The 16,599-nt window shown below is 63.3% G+C and carries 20 protein-coding genes; 8 read left to right on the top strand and 12 right to left on the bottom strand.

Translation table 11 applies throughout. The annotated features are described in order from the left end of the window. Positions 1–47: 47 nt before the first annotated feature. The 3 genes from FJ956_RS19340 to FJ956_RS19330 all read right to left on the bottom strand — a co-directional run bounded on the left by FJ956_RS19340 (position 48) and on the right by FJ956_RS19330 (position 2,404). Positions 48–653 carry a transglutaminase-like cysteine peptidase gene (locus tag FJ956_RS19340; protein WP_140678449.1) on the bottom strand — a complete coding sequence of 202 codons (606 nt, stop codon included), beginning with the start codon at positions 651–653 and terminating at the stop codon, positions 48–50. 322 nt (positions 654–975) lie between these two features. Then, positions 976–1,593 (bottom strand): PilZ domain-containing protein, encoded by a 618-nt coding sequence (locus FJ956_RS19335; RefSeq protein ID WP_140678447.1) that lies wholly within the window; start codon positions 1,591–1,593, stop codon positions 976–978. A gap of 172 nt (positions 1,594–1,765) precedes the next feature. Continuing rightward, positions 1,766–2,404: a PAS domain-containing protein gene (locus tag FJ956_RS19330; RefSeq protein WP_140678445.1), complete on the bottom strand. Its 639-nt coding sequence runs from the start codon at positions 2,402–2,404 to the stop codon at positions 1,766–1,768. Between the two features lie 426 nt (positions 2,405–2,830). Here FJ956_RS19330 and FJ956_RS19325 point away from each other — a divergent pair, with 426 nt between their 5' ends. Then, the gene (locus tag FJ956_RS19325; RefSeq protein WP_140678443.1) at positions 2,831–3,568 is read left to right on the top strand and encodes a rhomboid family intramembrane serine protease; all 738 of its coding nucleotides are present in this window, start codon (positions 2,831–2,833) and stop codon (positions 3,566–3,568) included. A 130-nt stretch (positions 3,569–3,698) separates the two neighbouring features. Next, positions 3,699–4,130, top strand: a complete 432-nt coding sequence (locus FJ956_RS19320) for a CBS domain-containing protein (RefSeq protein WP_140541349.1) — start codon at positions 3,699–3,701, stop codon at positions 4,128–4,130. Positions 4,131–4,238: 108 nt separating this feature from the next. Here the strand turns inward: FJ956_RS19320 and FJ956_RS19315 are convergent, their stop codons facing one another. After that, positions 4,239–4,496 carry a YjhX family toxin gene (locus FJ956_RS19315; RefSeq protein WP_140678441.1) on the bottom strand — a complete coding sequence of 86 codons (258 nt, stop codon included), beginning with the start codon at positions 4,494–4,496 and terminating at the stop codon, positions 4,239–4,241. A gap of 274 nt (positions 4,497–4,770) precedes the next feature. Here FJ956_RS19315 and gatB point away from each other — a divergent pair, with 274 nt between their 5' ends. From gatB to FJ956_RS19300, 3 genes are all read left to right on the top strand, one after another. Beyond that, positions 4,771–6,270: an Asp-tRNA(Asn)/Glu-tRNA(Gln) amidotransferase subunit GatB gene (gene gatB, locus FJ956_RS19310; protein ID WP_140678439.1), complete on the top strand. Its 1,500-nt coding sequence runs from the start codon at positions 4,771–4,773 to the stop codon at positions 6,268–6,270. 2 nt (positions 6,271–6,272) lie between these two features. Next, positions 6,273–6,767, top strand: coding sequence for a GNAT family N-acetyltransferase (locus tag FJ956_RS19305; protein WP_140678437.1), 495 nt, complete (start codon positions 6,273–6,275; stop codon positions 6,765–6,767). Positions 6,768–6,923: 156 nt separating this feature from the next. Further along, a complete protein-coding gene (locus FJ956_RS19300; protein WP_140678435.1) occupies positions 6,924–7,622 on the top strand; it encodes an AIM24 family protein in 699 nt (232 codons plus the stop codon). Positions 7,623–7,651: 29 nt separating this feature from the next. Here the strand turns inward: FJ956_RS19300 and panC are convergent, their stop codons facing one another. Both panC and panB read right to left on the bottom strand, forming a co-directional pair. Next, a complete protein-coding gene (panC, locus tag FJ956_RS19295) occupies positions 7,652–8,503 on the bottom strand; it encodes a pantoate--beta-alanine ligase (RefSeq protein WP_140678433.1) in 852 nt (283 codons plus the stop codon). Further along, entirely contained in the window at positions 8,500–9,339 is an 840-nt protein-coding gene (gene panB / locus FJ956_RS19290; protein ID WP_140678431.1) for a 3-methyl-2-oxobutanoate hydroxymethyltransferase, read from the bottom strand. The genes panC and panB overlap by 4 nt, the downstream gene beginning before the upstream one ends. A 382-nt stretch (positions 9,340–9,721) precedes the next feature. On the opposite strand from panB, the gene FJ956_RS19285 reads away from it, so the two are divergent. From FJ956_RS19285 to FJ956_RS19275, 3 genes are all read left to right on the top strand, one after another. Beyond that, the gene (locus tag FJ956_RS19285; RefSeq protein WP_140678429.1) at positions 9,722–10,120 is read left to right on the top strand and encodes an NADH:ubiquinone oxidoreductase subunit NDUFA12; all 399 of its coding nucleotides are present in this window, start codon (positions 9,722–9,724) and stop codon (positions 10,118–10,120) included. A 120-nt stretch (positions 10,121–10,240) separates the two neighbouring features. Further along, entirely contained in the window at positions 10,241–10,813 is a 573-nt protein-coding gene (locus FJ956_RS19280) for a DUF2155 domain-containing protein (protein ID WP_140678427.1), read from the top strand. 58 nt (positions 10,814–10,871) lie between these two features. Next, a complete protein-coding gene (locus tag FJ956_RS19275; RefSeq protein ID WP_140678425.1) occupies positions 10,872–11,264 on the top strand; it encodes a hypothetical protein in 393 nt (130 codons plus the stop codon). On the opposite strand, the gene aat is transcribed toward FJ956_RS19275, so the two are convergent. The 6 genes from aat to FJ956_RS19245 all read right to left on the bottom strand — a co-directional run bounded on the left by aat (position 11,255) and on the right by FJ956_RS19245 (position 16,599). Further along, a complete protein-coding gene (gene aat, locus FJ956_RS19270) occupies positions 11,255–11,872 on the bottom strand; it encodes a leucyl/phenylalanyl-tRNA--protein transferase (protein WP_140678423.1) in 618 nt (205 codons plus the stop codon). The genes FJ956_RS19275 and aat overlap by 10 nt on opposite strands. A 12-nt stretch (positions 11,873–11,884) precedes the next feature. After that, the gene (gene accC, locus FJ956_RS19265; RefSeq protein WP_140678421.1) at positions 11,885–13,228 is read right to left on the bottom strand and encodes an acetyl-CoA carboxylase biotin carboxylase subunit; all 1,344 of its coding nucleotides are present in this window, start codon (positions 13,226–13,228) and stop codon (positions 11,885–11,887) included. A 19-nt stretch (positions 13,229–13,247) separates the two neighbouring features. Continuing rightward, the gene (gene accB / locus FJ956_RS19260; RefSeq protein ID WP_140678419.1) at positions 13,248–13,709 is read right to left on the bottom strand and encodes an acetyl-CoA carboxylase biotin carboxyl carrier protein; all 462 of its coding nucleotides are present in this window, start codon (positions 13,707–13,709) and stop codon (positions 13,248–13,250) included. 26 nt (positions 13,710–13,735) lie between these two features. Continuing rightward, positions 13,736–14,170 carry a type II 3-dehydroquinate dehydratase gene (aroQ, locus tag FJ956_RS19255; RefSeq protein WP_095767887.1) on the bottom strand — a complete coding sequence of 145 codons (435 nt, stop codon included), beginning with the start codon at positions 14,168–14,170 and terminating at the stop codon, positions 13,736–13,738. 129 nt (positions 14,171–14,299) lie between these two features. Continuing rightward, positions 14,300–15,127 carry a DsbA family protein gene (locus FJ956_RS19250; RefSeq protein ID WP_140678417.1) on the bottom strand — a complete coding sequence of 276 codons (828 nt, stop codon included), beginning with the start codon at positions 15,125–15,127 and terminating at the stop codon, positions 14,300–14,302. 59 nt (positions 15,128–15,186) lie between these two features. Beyond that, positions 15,187–16,599, bottom strand: a complete 1,413-nt coding sequence (locus tag FJ956_RS19245; protein WP_140678415.1) for a M48 family metalloprotease — start codon at positions 16,597–16,599, stop codon at positions 15,187–15,189.

The raw sequence follows: 16,599 nt of genomic DNA, 5'->3' as shown, positions 1-16,599 counted from the left end.
CGGGTACGCCGCCGCATCACCGCGGCGTACCCGATCGCGTTGGCGCCTTAGCGGACGCTGGCGACCGCGTCCTCGCGGCCGTCGTTGATCGTTACCCAAGCGCCCGAGTTCTCCGTCGATTGACGTTTGAGATAGGTGTAGACCGTGTCGTTCCAGGCGAGCACTTTCGGCTCGAGATTGTCGAGGATGAATTCGCCGAGGCTGGTGCGCACCGTCAGCACCGCATGGCCGTCGCCATTCGGCTGGCGCACCACCGTCATCAGCAGATTGCCTGCAGGCACGCCGACGGCCATCAGCTCGCGGCGCTTCTCCAGCGCGTAGTCCTCGCAGTCGCCATAGCCGTTGTCGGGGTAAGCCCAGTATTCCTCGACGCCGTAGATCTCCATGTCGGTGCGCGGCTTGACCCGGACGTTGACCGAATTGTTGACGTTGACGATCGTCGCCCACAGCTTGCGCGTCAGCTCGACCGGCGGACCCTTCGGCGTCCGTTGGTTGCATTCGACCGGAATGCGCTGGCAGAAATCGTAGTGACCGACCGGCTGGGTGGTGCGGCCACCCGTATGCATGAAAGCCGGTCCTGCGCTTGCCGTGCCCCACGCGGAAAGCTGCATCGCCATTGCCAAGAGCAACAGCTTGCCCCTCGTCATTTTCATTGTTGTAGTCTCCCCGTTTGAGGAGACTGTGCCACGTTGGGATTTATTTGGCGCAAAAACCCGAAGTAGATATTGAGTAAAACGCCAGTAGAATAAACATAAAATTTGAACTATCGGGATTTCGGATTGTTCAGATTTTCATCCGGCCCGCGCAAGGTTCCGATGTCACTGGCGGCCCGCGTCCGACCTCCCAAGACCGGACAACAAAAACCGGCCGATAAGGGCCGGTTTGCTTTGCTTGCGTCAGCGCGTCTCAGGAGCGAGCGTCAGCGCGTCTCAGGAGCGAGCGTCAGCTCCGTCTCGGGAGCGCGCTTCGCGCGTCTCAGGAGCGCGGCGCGTTGAATTCCTGATCGAGCGTTTCCGGCCGCTGGATGACGGCGAACTCAATGGCGACACCGTCCTCAAAATGGCGCACCACCTGGCCGCGCATCGTGCCTAACGTGACCTGGACGCCGATCGCCGGCTTGACGTCGATCTCGACGGCAGCACCCGAGAGCGACAGGTCGATGATGCGGCACTGATACTGGCGCCCGTCGGTGAGCTGCAGGACGCTCATTGGATTGCGCGGCGCCACGCGCTCGTGGCGGCGGTCCTCGGGCAGGTCGAGCTCATGCTTGTTGGCTAGCCAGGTGAGCTGCGCGGCAAGCTTGTCCTTCTTGCGGTCCGAGGCGATGACGGTCATGGCGAAACCGTCCTGCGACGTGCGCGTCACGACGCCTTCGACACGACCGATATGGTCGATATAGGCGATGACCTTCTCGCCCGGCATGCCGATCCGGTCCGTACGCAACGCAACATTGCCGGGCGACATGTCGATCACCTGGCAAGGATGCTCGGTGCGGTCTTCCAGCATGAAGCGCCCGTAAATCTTGACGCGGACACGCTGAAAGTTGCGCCGTTCAGCTCGTGACGGCGCATATTCTACCGCCGCTGACCTCATGACTGCCTACACCCCGTTGGCATTCCGCGCGACGATGCGAGGAATTTCACCCGAAAAACTACAGCAAAGCAGGTTAACAAACGGGAAAAATCGGCCGCAAAGCCTGGGCCTGCGGGCTCGCGCGACGCGGAAAAATTTACCGGGAGCGACGGAAGACCTCAGACAGCCGGGCTCACTCGTGACGCCCGCCGTCGAAGACGACGAGATGGCGGATGCGGCGCACGCGGCCGAGCGCCGAAATGGTCTCCGGAGGATCGAATTCGGCCGGAACGAGCGAGGGGACGTCGATCGCCGGGCGGTTCTTCAGGAACATAGGCTCCTTGTCGGGATCTATCACCCGGATCGTATCGATGAGCGCGTCGGCGAGCGGATCGGCGCCAAGCCAGAACGGCTTGTCGGCGGTGCTGATGATGCCGAGGCAGCGCGGGTTCTGGGCGCCCGCGTCCAGCGGCAGCGCCAGGAGCTCGAATTTGTTGGAACGACCGTTGCGGCTGAACCCCTCATAGGTCATCAGCAGAACCGATTTCTGGTCGAAAACGCCGTGCATGAGCCGCGACACAAGCCGCTGATCCTTCTCGCGCCAGAGCGAAGGGAAGGAGAATCCCTTGAGCTCCCGGCCATAATATGCGCAGAGCCGCGTGCCGGCGAGCCGGAACACCGCCTCGCCGCGGATGTCGCGCTCCAGGATGAAGGTGTCGGCCAGAAGCGACTTGATGTCGGCCGGCTCCACCTCCGATCGCTTCGGGGCGAGGCGACCATCACGCAGCTGGTTCCAATATTGGAACAGCGCGATTGATCCTTTTTCTTTCATGTCCATTCCGCTCCGCACAATCTGTCTTTTGATGTCCCATCGGCGAACAGACAGGGCGCCCTCCGATGACCTTCATGCGGTGCGGAGCAGGATGCGTGCCAGTATCGTTAACGTTTGTTCACGCTTCGGGGTCGTTAAGGTTAACAAGTGGTTTACATTGCGTGCCGCCGAAGCCTGTGGCACATCAAAACCACTCCAAAACGGTCGTTCCTGCAGCGATCGGCAGCACTTCAGTCACGAGTTTATGGGGAGCAGGGGACTCGACCGGCCGTTCAGGGAAATCCTGGACGGCCTTCTTTTTTGATTCGCTCCGCTTTGATTCGCTCCTTTTCTGATCTGTGCTGTGGCGATTAGCCGTTTGTGATTCGAAAGGGCGTGATCTACATGCTCGCCGAAAACCCCTAGCCCCCACACCCGCAAAGGCGCATGAGCGAGCCTGTAAGCCCCACCGAAACCGAACCGACGCCGGACGAGGCTTCCGAGCCGCGCCGCCGCGAACCCGTGTTCAATCTGCCTCCGGTGGTGCTCGCCGTGATCGGCATATGCGTGGTCGTCTATCTGCTGCAGCAATACGTGCTGAACGAAGCGCAGCAAACGACGCTGCTCTACGACGGTGCCTTCATTCCGGTGCTGTACACCGGCCAGTACGGCTTCGACTGGTTCCTGTTCACGCGTCCGTTCACCTATGCGTTCATGCATGGGGGCATTGCCCATATCGCCATCAACATGATCTGGCTTGCAGCCTTCGGTTCGCCGCTCGCCAATCGTCTCGGCGCGCTGCGTTTCGCGATATTCTACGCCGTGACAGGGCTGGCTTCGGTTGTTCTGTTCTGGGCGCTGCATCCCTATGGCGAGGCGCCGCTCGTCGGTGCCTCGGGTGCGATCTCCGGCATGATGGGCGCGGCTGCGCGCTATGGGTTCCGCGTCGACCGCTTGTCAGGCAGCGCGGCCTTCGCCGGCGAGCCGCTGCCGATCGCATCCGTGTTGCGCTCGCGCGGCGTCATGACCTTTCTTGGCGTTTGGATGGTGATCAATCTGGCCACGGGCCTGCTTGGCTTCGCGCCGGGCATCGATGGTCAGATCGCCTGGGAAGCCCATATCGGCGGCTTCGTCGCCGGCTTTTTCGGTTTGCGTTTTTTCGACCGTCCGCTGGCAGCCGCCTAGTCCTTAGGCGCACTTGAAATGCAACCAATCACGGCGCACGATGTTGCCCAAGCACCCAGTGTCTTCCTAAGGGCGCCGGGGCTCAACAGCCGGTCAGGCGGAGCCGGCGTCAACGGCAGTGGAGGACGCCATGACGGTTAAGGCAATTCTTGAAAGCAAGGGCCATGACGTGTTCACGCTCGGGCCCAATGAAAAACTCAGCGAGGCCATTCGCATGCTGGCCGAGCACAGGATCGGCGCGCTCGTCATCACCAATGGCGATCGCAAGATCGTAGGCATTCTCTCGGAACGCGATATCGTCAGGGTGGTGGCCAAAGAGGGCGCCGCCGCGCTCGACATCGCCGTGCGCTCGGCGATGACGCCGAAGGTCAAGATCTGCAACGAAAACCACACGGTCAACGAGGTCATGGAGATCATGACGCGAGGCCGCTTCCGCCATCTGCCGGTGGAAAAGGGCGGCCAGCTCGATGGCATCGTCTCCATCGGCGACGTGGTCAAGCGCCGTATCGAGGACGTCGAGCGCGAAGCCGAAGAGATCAGGGCCTACATCGCCACGGCCTGAAGCAAACGGAAAGGTGCCGCCGGCGTTTCGGCCGGCGGCATTGGGCGCTAGAGCAATTCCAGGAAAAGTGTGGGCGGTTTTCCGTCCGGAATTGCGTAAAACAAGGCACTAGCGGTTGTCGAGTTCGGCGCGCACGAGCTCAAGCCCGCGTCGGGTGATGCGGTAAGGACCGCCGTTCGTTGAGGAAACCGCCTTCTTCCGCCTCAACTTTCGGAAGAGCTCCAGGTCGAAGCCCGGATAGCGCCAGCCGTCGCGGGTCAGGCACCGGACCGAGGCGATCTTCCTGCTCTCGTTCTTCTCTATTTCGATGCGCCCGCCTTGGGCCAGCAGGTGCAGGATGCGCTGTTCGCTGCGCGAAATGTCCATTGGATAGGTTCCGGGAAAAACAACAAAAGCCGCCGCCGCGAGACGTCGCGGCACGGGGTTTCAGGTTTTTCTGCCCTGCCTCGCTTAAGAGGTCAGGGCTTCACCGGGACTGAGCGTAAGTGGACATCCACTCTCCATTGGAATGGGTGTCCTATAGGCGAACGTGGCGGGAAAGGCCAGCGGAAGGCTTAAGGCTTGTCTCGCCGGGCGGTTTGGACTAGCGAGTGACTTTCACTTTTGACGTGAAACTCACGTTTCCAATCCGCAGGCCTCCATGAGCATCATCGACACCCGCACCCCCGACGCGAAACGTCTGATCCCCGGCGCCACCGGCGACTGGGAGATCATCATCGGGCTCGAAGTGCATGCGCAAGTGATCTCCGAGGCAAAACTGTTTTCCGGCGCCTCGACCTCTTTCGGCGGGGCACCCAATGCCAATGTCAGCCTTGTCGACGCGGCAATGCCCGGCATGCTGCCGGTCATCAACGAGGAATGCGTCAAGCAGGCGATCCGCACCGGGCTCGGCCTGAAGGCCGCGATCAATCACAAGTCGGTCTTCGACCGGAAGAACTATTTCTATCCGGACCTGCCGCAGGGCTACCAGATCTCCCAGTTCAAGCAGCCGATCGTCGGCGAGGGCAAGGTGATCGTCTCCGTCGGGCCCGACCGCCAGGGCGAGTTTGAGGACATCGAGGTCGGCATCGAGCGACTGCACCTAGAACAGGATGCCGGCAAGTCGATGCATGACCAGCATGCGACCATGTCCTATGTCGACCTCAACCGCTCCGGCGTGGCGCTGATGGAGATCGTCTCCAAGCCCGACATCCGCTCGGCCGACGAGGCCAAGGCCTATGTGACGAAGCTGCGCACCATCATGCGCTATCTCGGCACATGCGACGGCAACATGGACGAAGGCTCGCTGCGCGCCGACGTCAACGTCTCGGTGCGCCGCCCGGGCGGCGCATTCGGCACCCGCTGCGAGATCAAGAACGTCAACTCGATCCGCTTCATCGGCCAGGCGATCGAATCCGAGGCGCGCCGGCAGATCGCCATTCTGGAGGATGGCGGCAAGATCGACCAGGAGACCCGCCTGTTCGACCCGGTCAAGGGCGAGACGCGCTCGTTGCGCTCCAAGGAGGAGGCGCATGACTATCGCTATTTCCCGGATCCCGATCTTCTACCGCTGGAATTCGACCAGGCCTATGTCGATGCATTGGCGCAACACCTGCCGGAACTGCCCGACGACAAGAAGGCACGGCTGATTTCGTCGCTGGGCCTGTCGACTTATGACGCCTCGGTGCTGGTGTCGGAAAAGCCGATTGCCGACTATTTCGAGAAGGTGGCTTCGGGCCGCGACGGCAAGCTCGCCGCCAACTGGGTCATCAACGACCTGCTTGGCGCCTTGAACAAAGCCGGTAAGGACATTGAAAATGCTCCGCTTTCGCCTGAGCAGCTCGGCGCCGTCATCGACCTGATCAAGGAAGGCACCATCTCCGGCAAGATCGCCAAGGACCTGTTCGAGATCGTCTGGAACGAGGGCGGCGATCCGCGCCAGCTCGTCGAGAGCCGCGGCATGAAGCAGGTCACCGACACGGGCGCCATCGAGAAGGCGGTCGACGAGGTGATCGCCGCCAACCCGGACAAGGCCGAGCAGGCGCGCGCCAAGCCGACCATGGCCGGCTGGTTCGTCGGCCAGGTGATGAAGGCGACGGGCGGCAAGGCCAACCCGCAGGCGGTCAACGACCTCGTCAAGGCCAAGCTCGGCATCGAATAACGGTGTTTGTCCGCACCGCCAGCGACCGTGACATTGCGGCTATCCGGGGACTGCTGGCCGAGACCTGGCATGCGACCTACGACGCCATCTATGGTGCCGAGCGGATCGATCGAACCATCGCGCTTTGGTGTTCGCCGGAAAAATTGAAAGCGCGCATCGAGCGCCCGGATGCAGAGTTCCTGGTCGCCGACGATGGCAAGCGCATCGGCGGCGTCGCCTATGCGGAAAGCGCTGACCAGGGCGCCTTGGTCGATCTGGAGCAGCTTCATGTTGCGCCGGACCTACAGGGCCGGGGGATTGGCGGCATGTTGCTGGACGAAGTGATCGAGAGCTTCCCCGAAGCGCGCGCGGTACGCGTCGAGGTGGCGGAAGCGAACAAGCGCGCCGTCGCCTTCTATATGGCGAACGGTTTCGTCCAGGTCGGCCGCGCCGACAATCGCGGGCCTGCGCAGTCCGGCATCGCGTCACTGCTCCTTGAGCGGCCGCTGATCGCCTGATCGCTCGACGCCGCAGCAATTGCTTCACGTTGTTGCGAGCGGCGCGCCCAATGCCAGCTTTCATTTGACGGCCGAAAACCCGGCGGCAATGCTGCGACAGCCGACGCGCCGGCGACAGTCCGGTCAACCGGCAGCACGGCGGTGAGGGGGATTGCCATGCCGAGCTTGCCGGGACTGATGACGACCGAGGTGTCGGATGAGACGTTTGGTGGCGTGACCTATCACGTCGCCGGCGAACTGGTGCCTGTGCTGTCGGTCGATGTGACCAACATGCCGGTCTATTTCGAGCACCACATCCTTTTATGGAAGAACACCACGATCACCATCGGCTTGAAATCGCTGAAGGGCGCGCTGAAGCGCATGATCGCGGGTATGCAGATCTTCGTCACCGAGGCGTCCGGGCCGGGCGTCATCGCCTTCAGCCGCGACGGGCCGGGCCATATCGTGCCGATCCATCTTCGGCGCGGCGAGGAGATACAGGTGCGCGAGCATCAGTTCCTGGCCGCGACCGCCAGCGTCGACTACACGTTCGAGCGTGTGCGCGGGCTGGGCACGATGCTGTTCGGCCAGAGCGGCTTCTTCATCGACCGCTTTCGTGGCGAGACGGGCGACGGCATCGTCTGGCTGCACGGCTACGGCAATGTCTTCGAGAAGGTGCTGGCGCCCGGCGAGACCATCGACATCGAGCCAGGCGGCTGGCTGTTCAAGGACGCATCGGTGAAAATGGATACAAGGATCGATCGCCTTTCCAGCGGCTTCTTCGGCGCCGCCATGAATTTCGTCGTCAATCGCTTCACCGGTCCTGGGCGCGTCGGCATCCAGTCGATGTATCTGCACATGCCGTCGCAAGAGTAAGCGCCGGGCCTGATCGAACGAAAGTCCGATCAGGCGGAGGAAATTTCCACATTGTCGATCAGGCGTGTCGTGCCGAGCCAGGCCGCCGCGAGCAGGCGTCCGTCGCCATTCCGCTGCCAGGGCTCGAGCGTGACACTCATGCGGGCGGCGACGTAGTCTACCTTTTGGAAGCCCACGGCGACCAGGGCCTTCGCGGCGGCGTCGGTGGCGCCGGCTTCATCCGCGCCGGTTGAAAGCGCCGCCGCCGTGCGGCGCAGGATCACGTTGAGCTTGCGCGCGATGTCGAGCTCGGCCTCGCCCAGATAGGCGTTGCGCGACGACATGGCGAGGCCATGAGCATCGCGCACCGTCGGCGCGCCGACGATCTCGACGGGCAGGTCGAGATCGCGGCAGAGCTGCCTGACCACGCAAAGTTGCTGATAATCCTTCTCGCCGAACACGGCGCAATCGGGCGCCGCCTGCAGGAAGAGCTTGGCCACCACTGTCGCGACGCCGTCGAAGAAACTCGGCCTGAAGTCGGTCTCCAGGCCGTGGGAGGGGCCGCCGACCGAGATTTTCGTGGCGAAGCCGGAGGGGTATATTTCGTTTACGCCAGGCGTGAAGGCGAGATGCGCGCCCGCGTCGTGCAGCCGGTCGAGGTCGCGCGCCAACTGGCGCGGGTATTTGTCGAGATCTTCCGTCGGCGCGAACTGCGTCGGATTGACGAAGATCGAGACGACGCAGCGATCGGCCCGTTCGAGCGCGATCCTGACCAGCGAGATATGGCCTTCATGCAGCGCGCCCATGGTCGGCACCATGGCCACCTTGAGGCCGGCCCGCCGCCAGTCCCGGACCTGGGCGCGAAGGGCGGTGACGCTGTCGGCGACGATTGGCGCGTTCATGTCTTGTCCTTGCCGGGTGCCGTCGTGAAGACGTGGTCGGGGCCGGGGAAGGCGCGGCTCCGCACCTCGGCTGCGTAGCGCGCCGCCGCATCCGCTATCGCGCTGCGCAAGTCCGCGTATTCCTTGACGAATTTCGGCACGCGGTCGATGGTCAGGCCGACCATGTCGTCGATCACCAGGATCTGGCCGTCGCAGTCGGCGCTGGCGCCGATGCCGATGGTCGGTATGGAAATGTGATGGGTAAGCTTCGCGGCCACGGCCTCCATCGTGCCTTCGATGACGACCGAGAAGGCTCCGGCTTGTTCCACCGCCTCGGCATCGCTGAGCAGCGCAGCGATATTGTCCTCTGTCCGGCCCTTGATCTTGTAGCCGCCGTCCTTCTCCACCGATTGCGGTTGCAGGCCGATGTGGCCCATGACCGGTATTCCCTCGGCGGCGATCGCGGCGATCCGGGAGGCCATGTCGACGCCGCCTTCGAGCTTCACGGCCTGGCAGCCTGTTTCCCCGACGATCCGTCTTGCCGACGCCGCGGCCTGTGCCGGCGAGGCCTCATAGCTGCCCGCCGGCATGTCGACCACGATGCAGGCCTTGGCCGAGCCGCGCATCACGGCCTGGCCGTGCGCGATCATCATCTCCAGCGAGGCGCCGAGCGTTGTGGCGTGGCCGTGCAGGACCATGGCGACGCTGTCGCCGACCAGCAGCAGGTCGACATGGGGATCGAGCAGGCGGGCGACGGGATAGGTGTAGGCGGTAAGGCAGACGATCGGCACGCCGCCCTTGCGGCGGCGAATGTCCTCGGCGCTGATCCGGCTGTCGGCGGACGGATCCCGGCTCAATCGTCACCTCCCTAGAGCATGATGCCGAAAAGTGTGTAGCGGTTTTCGGACGACATCATGCTCTATCTCTTTGATTTAGAGCCGGATGATTTCAGGTCGATTCGACCTGAAATCATCCGGCTCTGGGCGTACCCCGAAACGGGCGGGCCGAGCTTTAGGAAGACAGGCGGCGCTTGGCAAGCCGCGCTGCCGCCTGCAGCACAACTGCATCGATTTAATGCATGTCGCCTAGAAGTGTGGAGCGGTTCTGGGACGATGACATGCATCAAGATATGAACGCATGGAGCATTTCCATTCGGGGTGTGGCAAAACCCTTGCCTTCGCGGTGGCGTGACGCCATAAGCAGGGGAAAGGCGCAGCCGCTGCCGCCGCGAGGATGTGGATGAAAACTTTCCTGCTGCAGTTCTTCACCTGGTGGAACAGCCAGACGCTCGGCACGCGCTTCCACACCTGGCGCTTCGGCAAGAGGGTCGGCGAGGACGAAGCCGGCAACGTCTACTATGAGGGCGGCATCGATTCGGAAGGCCGCACCCGCCGCTGGGTCATCTATCGCGATTATTCGGAAGCCTCGAAGATCCCGCCGGGCTGGCATGGCTGGATCCATCATCGCGTCGATACACCTCCATCGAGCGAGAGCTACAAGGCTCGCGAGTGGCAGAAGGAGCATCGGCCGAACCTGACCGGAACGCCCGGCGCCTATCGTCCGCAGGGTTCCATCCTGACCAACCAGCATCGTCCGCAGGTGACCGGCGATTACGACGCCTGGACGCCCGGATCATAATCGAAGGCGCTATTCGGTCCTTTATCGCCACAATTGGCATTTAGCTGCTTGCTGACTGCGCAGCCATGACTAGCCTTGGGCGTTGAGAGAATCACCCGGGCACAACCACCGGTATTTTGCATGAGCTCTTTCGGCCATACCTCAAAGGCGCTGATCGCGGCGGCGTCCATTCTGGTTGCCTCGACGGCGGCGTTCGCCGCCGCGCAGGCGCCGGCCGCAGCGCCCGCGGCCTCCGACCGCGTCACCAATCCGGTGGCCGAATTCGCCGGCATCGACAAGATCACCGGTCGCATCATCACCTTCGACGTCTATATCGACGAAACCGTGCAGTTCGGCGCTTTGCAGGTGACGCCGCGCGTCTGCTATTCGCGGCCGGATACGGAACAGCCGAAGACCGATTCCTTCGTCGAGGTCGACGAGATCACGCTCGACCGCAAGATCCGCCGCATCTTCACCGGCTGGATGTTTGCCGAAAGCCCGGGCCTCAACGCCGTCGAGCACGCCGTCTATGACGTCTGGCTCAAGGGTTGCAAGCAGAAGTCGGACGTGCCGCCGCCGACCGCGGCCAAGGCCGACACGGCCAAGCCGAAGACCAATGTCGCCAAGCCCAATGCTCCGGCGCAACCGGCTGACGCCGCGTCCGAGCCGGCTGATGCGGCGCCGGACCCGGACGACACGACCAACGCGAACTGACCTCGGAACCTGCCCGCCCTTTGGCCGTTCAAATCGGCAAGGCGAGGAGGATTCCGCGATGACTGTCACGAAAACAATCACCGCCAACAAGCAGGAGCTTCTCGATATCGAGAAGGGCTTTTGGTCGGGCGATTCCGCCTACTATGAAGCCAATGCCGATGTGGAGTGCCTGGTGGCGTTCCCGCAGATGGCGCAGGCGATGACCAATGCCGATCTCGCAAAGACCGCCACCAAGCCCAACAAATGGCGCGACCTGGACATCAAGTTGAAGGGCATGGTCGAGCCGGGCAGCGACATCGTCATGCTGACTTACGAGGCGCGCGCGACGCGCGAGAACGGCCAGTCCTATGCCGCTCTGGTCAGCACCGGCTATGTCCATCGAGCCGACGGCTGGAAGATGATGTTCCATGCGCAGACGCCGATCGAGGCGGCAGAGCCAGCTCAAGGATAAAAGACGGCCTCGCCCTTCAGCGCTTCGGCGAGCAGCTTCTCATACTGGCCGCGCGGCACGTCGACGGCGCCGAAGCGCTTCAAATGCTCGGTGGTGAACTGCGTGTCGAGCAGCGCGAAGCCGCGCGCCTTCAGCCGCTCGACGAGATGGTAGAGGCAGGTCTTCGAAGCGTCGGTCTCCCTGGCGAACATGCTTTCGCCGAAGAACACGCGTCCGAGCGAGACGCCGTAGAGGCCGCCGACCAGGCGTTCCTCGCGCCACGCCTCGACCGAATGGCAGTGGCCCAGGCGATAGAGCTCGACATAGGCTTCGCGGATCGGCGCATTGATCCAGGTCGAGCGGCGCTCCTCGCTCTTTTCGGCGCAGCCGTCGATCGTCGCCTCGAAATCGAAGTCGTAGCGGATCTCGAACGGATGCTTGCGGATCGTCTTCTTCAGGCTGCGCGGCGTGTGGAACCCGTCCAGCGGAATGATGCCGCGCGTTTCCGGCCGCACCCAGAACACTTCGGGGTCGTTGGCGCTCTCGGCCATCGGGAAGACTCCCGAGGCATAGGCCCTGAGCAGCAGGTCGGTCGGAATGCGATAGCCTGGCGCGTAGGGGCGGGTCATCGCATCCCCGTGCTATTCACCCTTGGCCAGGTATTTTTCCAGCCAGTGGATGTCGTAGTCGCCATTGGCGATGTCGGGATTGCCGACAAGGTCGCGGAACAGCGGCAGCGTCGTCTTGATGCCGTCGACGACGAATTCGTCGAGCGCGCGGCGCAGCCGCATCATGCATTCGACGCGGTTGCGGCCATGCACGATCAGCTTGCCGATCAGGCTGTCGTAGTAGGGCGGGATCTTGTAGCCGGAATAAACGCCGGAATCGACGCGGATGCCGAGGCCGCCGGGCGTGTGGAAATGCGTGATCGTGCCGGGCGAGGGCGTGAAGGTGCGCGGATCCTCGGCGTTGATGCGGCACTCGATGGCATGGCCGTTGAACTTGATGTCTTCCTGCTTGACCGACAGCCCGCCGCCCGAGGCGACGCGGATCTGCTCATGCACGAGGTCGATGCCAGTGATCGCTTCGGTGACCGGATGCTCGACCTGCAGGCGCGTGTTCATCTCGATGAAATAGAACTCGCCATTCTCGTAGAGGAATTCGATCGTGCCGGCGCCCGAATAGCCGAGATCGGCAATGGCCTTGGCGCAGATACCGCCGATGCGCGAACGCTCCTCGGCGTTGAGCGCGGGGGAATTGGCCTCCTCCCAGACTTTCTGGTGGCGGCGCTGCAGCGAGCAGTCGCGCTCGCCGAAATGCACGCCGCGGCCGGCGCCGTCGCCGAACACCTGCACCTCGATATGGCGCGGCTTCTCCAGGTATTTCTCGATATAGACGGCGTCGTCGCCGAAGGCCGCGCCCGCCTCCGACTTTGCCGTCTGCAAGGCGACTTCGAGATCCGCTTCGGTGTGCGCCACCTTCATGCCGCGACCGCCGCCGCCGGCGGAGGCCTTGATGATCACCGGATAGCCGATCTCGGCGGCGACGCGTTTGGCTTCCTTGTCGTCGTTGATCGCGCCGTCGGAGCCGGGCACCACTGGTATGCCGAGGCGCTTTGCCGTGCGCTTGGCCTCGATCTTGTCGCCCATGATGCGGATATGGTCGCCCGACGGGCCGATGAAGGTGATGTTGTGGGCCGCCAGGATGTCGGCGAACTTGGCATTCTCCGACAGGAAGCCGTAGCCCGGATGCACGGCGTCGGCGCCGGTGATCTCGCAGGCGGCGACGATCTGGTGGATGTTGAGATAGCTTTCGCGCGAGGGCGGCGGGCCGATGCAGACGCTCTCGTCGGCAAGCCGAACATGCATGGCGTCGGAATCCGCGGTCGAGTGGACCACCACCGTCTGGATGCCGAGTTCCTTGCAGGCGCGCAGCACCCGGAGCGCGATTTCGCCGCGATTGGCGATGAGGATCTTCTGGAACATCTCTTGGTTGTTCCCGGCTCTACTCAAGAACCACCAGCGGCATGCCGTATTCGACCGGCTGGGCATCCTCGATGAGGATCGCCGTCACCGTGCCGGCACGCGGCGAGGGGATCTGGTTCATCGTCTTCATCGCTTCGATGATGAGCAGCGTCTGGCCTTCCTTGACCTTCTGGCCGACCTCGATGAACGCCTTGGCGTCGGGCGAGGGTGCCAGATAGGCAGTGCCGACCATCGGCGAGGGCACTGCGTTCTTGGACACATCGGCGGCCGCGGCTGCCGTTGCGGGCTGAGCCGCTACCGCGGCAACGGGAGCAACCGCGGCAAGCGGCGCGGCGACGGCGTGGACGGCCTGCGTTTGGCGCGAGACGCGCACCTTGAGATCGCCGAGCTCGACCTCGATCTCGGTCAGATTGGTGTCGTTCAGAATGCCCGCCAGATCGCGGATCAGCTGCTGGTCAACACCGGTCTTTTTTATCGACATTTTCGAGCCTTCTGTTTGGGGGCCGGTCACAGGCGAGCCGCCAGTGCCTGCAGCGCGAGCGTGTAGCCGAGCGGCCCGAACCCGCAGATCATGCCGACAGCGACCGGCGCGACCATGGAGACGTGGCGGAAGGGCTCCCGCGCGTGAATGTTGGAAAGATGGACTTCCGCGACGGGCAGCGGTGCTGCGGCGCGGATGGCGTCGTGGATGGCGATCGATGTGTGGCTGTAGGCGCCGGGATTGATAACGATGCCTGCCGCCTTCTCGCTGGCTTCCTGGATCCAGTCGACCAGATCGCCCTCATGGTTGGATTGGCGAAAATCGATCTCGAGCCCGAGCGCGGCGCCGGCCGCCTTGCAGTCCTCGGCGATGGCCGCAAGCGTCTTGCCGCCATAAATCCCCGGCTCGCGCTTGCCGAGCGCATTGAGATTGGGACCGTTGAGGACGAAAATCGTTTTCAATATGCCGACCTTGTTCTACGCCGACCCCAAGCCGGCGCACTGGGCCTCTATAATGGGCATAACCGCCCGCGAAAAGAGCGCAAGTGCGTTCTTTCGCCGTCCACAACGGCCGGCTTGCACCGCGGGCGTCTAGAGCGCGCTCTTTGCCTCTTCGATCTTTTCCGCCAGAACCTGCTGGCCGAGCGCTCCGAAGATCACTTCGTTGCCGACCACATAGGACGGCGTGCCGGTGATCGACAGTTTCGTCGCTAGGTCGTAGGTGCGCGAGAGCGTTTCGGCGATGCGCGGATCCTTCATCTTCTCGCGCAGCGCTGCCTCGTCTGCGCCCAGCGAAAGCGCAACCTTGATCGCGGTCGCTTCGGTGGCGCGGCCCTGGCCGCCGAGCAGCGCGGTGTGGAACTCACGATATTTCTCCGGATGCATCAGGTGGAACGCCATGGAGACGACGCTGGCCTTCTGCGAATCCGGGCTGAGGATCGGGAACTCCTTGAGCACGAAGCGCAGGTCCGGATCGGACTTGGTCAGCGCCTGCATGTCCTCGATGGCGCGTTTGCAGAAGCCGCAATTGTAATCGTAGAACTCGACGATCGTGACCTTGCCCTTCGGATTGCCGACGACGCCGTCGAAGGTGGAGTTGAAGATCTCGTCCTTGGAGCCCTTGATGACGCCGAGTGCCGCGAGCCGCTGCTCTTCCTTCTGCTTGGCCTCGAGCGCGTCCTGAACCTCGAGCAGAACTTCCGGGTTCTTCAAGAGATAATCGCGGATGATGCCTTCGACCTCCTTGCGATCGATCTTGGTGTCGGTGGAGGCCTTGGTATCGGTGGAAGACGTGACCTGGGCGACTTGCACGGTGTCGGCCCTCGCGGGCTGCGGGTTTCCCGCCATGAAACCGAAAGCCAGCATGCCGAGCGCCACAGCCAGACCGCCAGCGCTGCCAAGCAGGATTGCCTTGTTCATGATTGTCGATCCTTTTGCCTTTTCCGGTCCGCCTTGGTCGCCGCCAACGTCCGGGAGGTTCATTTGAGCTTGTTCGATGGCGTGTAGTTTATAATATCCTGCGCGCGGACCCAGCGGGGTTCGCCGCGCTTCAATTTCTGTTGAGCGCGCATGGCGAAGATCTTAGCGTTTTTGTAGTCGCCCGCATAATAGTGGCCCTCGGCGGTGGCAAGATCGGCAGCCGGAATGTCACCGAGTTCGCCATATGCCTGCGCCAGAAAGCGATAGGCGTCGGCATTTTCCCTGTCCCGCGCGACGCCGTTGTTGAGCTGGGCGACAGCCTTTTTCAGCGAATCGGGCGTGCCGACCGCCATCAGCGACTGGCCAACCGAAACCAGCAGCAGGCCGGAGCGCGCGGGATCGAGGCTGACCGCCTTGGCATAGGCATCCGCCGCGTCCTTCGGCTTGTTGGCCTTCATCAGGATATCGCCGCGCAATTCCTGGAAATAGGGGTTCTTCGGTTGTTCCTCGATCAGCGCCGCCGTCTTGGTGAGCGCCGCGCCCGGACTGCCGAAGAGATAGGTCTGCTGCGCATCGCCGTACCGCGAGGCAAGGCTGGCCGGGTTCTTGCGCATCAGCCGCGCGACGGCTGCCTGGCCCTGCATATAGGCGGCGATCTTGATGCGCATCATGTCATGCCGCTGCTGCAGCGACGGCGGGTCGACAACGTTGACGAACGGGCTCTGCTTGACGAGCACTTCCAGGTTGGCGATGCGCTCCTGCGGCATCGGATGGCTGATCCGGTAGGGGTCGACCTGGGTGCCGGCGAGCGAGAGCGCGCTCTGGAAGCGGCCGAAGGTCTTCAGCATGCCCATGCCGGACTGGCCGGTGGCGTTGAGATAGGTGATCGCCGAGCGGTCGGCGGTGATCTCTTCGGTGCGCTGATAGGCGAGGATCGAGCGCTGCGCCATCTCGCCGCCACCGGCGGCGACCCCCATGCCGGCGCCGGCAAGGCCGCGGCTGTTCGTGGTGGCGCCTGCAACCATGGCGCCGGCGCCGAGCAGCGTGGCGATGATGGCCATGGTCTTGGCGCGGTCGAGCTGGTCGCGCAATTTCTGCTGGTGGCCGCCGGCGATATGGCCGGCCTCGTGCGCGATGACGCCGATGATCTCGTTCGGCGTTTCGGCGGTCACCAGCGCGCCGGTGTTGATGAACAGCCGCCGCCCGGTGACGAAGGCGTTGAAGCTCTGGTCGTTGACCAGAACGATGTCGATGCCGTCATTGGCAAGCCCCGCCGCCTTGAAGATCGGCCGGGCATAATCGCGCACCAGCGCCTCGATCTCGGCGTCGCGCACCACCGGCACGCCTTGCGCGAAGGCGCTGACCGAGCTCGACAAAGCAACGGTGGCGGCAAGCAGAAGCGTCGCGAAGCCGCGCGCGGTTCGGCTAAGGGAGGTCGATTTGCCAATCGAGGGTCGGGGTCGGCTCAACAT

This window comes from Mesorhizobium sp. B2-4-3 (assembly GCF_006442815.1).
Classification (GTDB): domain Bacteria; phylum Pseudomonadota; class Alphaproteobacteria; order Rhizobiales; family Rhizobiaceae; genus Mesorhizobium.
The sequence above is the reverse complement of the archived record's forward strand: the minus strand, read 5'-3'. Positions and strand labels throughout refer to the sequence as shown.

Coding starts and splice junctions, on each gene's coding strand:
- panC (WP_140678433.1), bottom strand. CDS start 8,503: ATGAACGCGCCAATCGTCGCCGACAGCGTCACCGCCCTTCGCGCCCAG.
- FJ956_RS19325 (WP_140678443.1), top strand. CDS start 2,831: ATGAGCGAGCCTGTAAGCCCCACCGAAACCGAACCGACGCCGGACGAG.
- aat (WP_140678423.1), bottom strand. CDS start 11,872: ATGACCCGCCCCTACGCGCCAGGCTATCGCATTCCGACCGACCTGCTG.
- FJ956_RS19285 (WP_140678429.1), top strand. CDS start 9,722: ATGAAAACTTTCCTGCTGCAGTTCTTCACCTGGTGGAACAGCCAGACG.
- FJ956_RS19300 (WP_140678435.1), top strand. CDS start 6,924: ATGCCGAGCTTGCCGGGACTGATGACGACCGAGGTGTCGGATGAGACG.
- FJ956_RS19340 (WP_140678449.1), bottom strand. CDS start 653: ATGAAAATGACGAGGGGCAAGCTGTTGCTCTTGGCAATGGCGATGCAG.
- FJ956_RS19250 (WP_140678417.1), bottom strand. CDS start 15,127: ATGAACAAGGCAATCCTGCTTGGCAGCGCTGGCGGTCTGGCTGTGGCG.
- FJ956_RS19335 (WP_140678447.1), bottom strand. CDS start 1,593: ATGAGGTCAGCGGCGGTAGAATATGCGCCGTCACGAGCTGAACGGCGC.
- FJ956_RS19315 (WP_140678441.1), bottom strand. CDS start 4,496: ATGGACATTTCGCGCAGCGAACAGCGCATCCTGCACCTGCTGGCCCAA.
- accB (WP_140678419.1), bottom strand. CDS start 13,709: ATGTCGATAAAAAAGACCGGTGTTGACCAGCAGCTGATCCGCGATCTG.
- FJ956_RS19330 (WP_140678445.1), bottom strand. CDS start 2,404: ATGAAAGAAAAAGGATCAATCGCGCTGTTCCAATATTGGAACCAGCTG.
- FJ956_RS19245 (WP_140678415.1), bottom strand. CDS start 16,599: ATGTTGAGCCGACCCCGACCCTCGATTGGCAAATCGACCTCCCTTAGC.
- accC (WP_140678421.1), bottom strand. CDS start 13,228: ATGTTCCAGAAGATCCTCATCGCCAATCGCGGCGAAATCGCGCTCCGG.
- FJ956_RS19320 (WP_140541349.1), top strand. CDS start 3,699: ATGACGGTTAAGGCAATTCTTGAAAGCAAGGGCCATGACGTGTTCACG.
- FJ956_RS19280 (WP_140678427.1), top strand. CDS start 10,241: ATGAGCTCTTTCGGCCATACCTCAAAGGCGCTGATCGCGGCGGCGTCC.
- FJ956_RS19275 (WP_140678425.1), top strand. CDS start 10,872: ATGACTGTCACGAAAACAATCACCGCCAACAAGCAGGAGCTTCTCGAT.
- gatB (WP_140678439.1), top strand. CDS start 4,771: ATGAGCATCATCGACACCCGCACCCCCGACGCGAAACGTCTGATCCCC.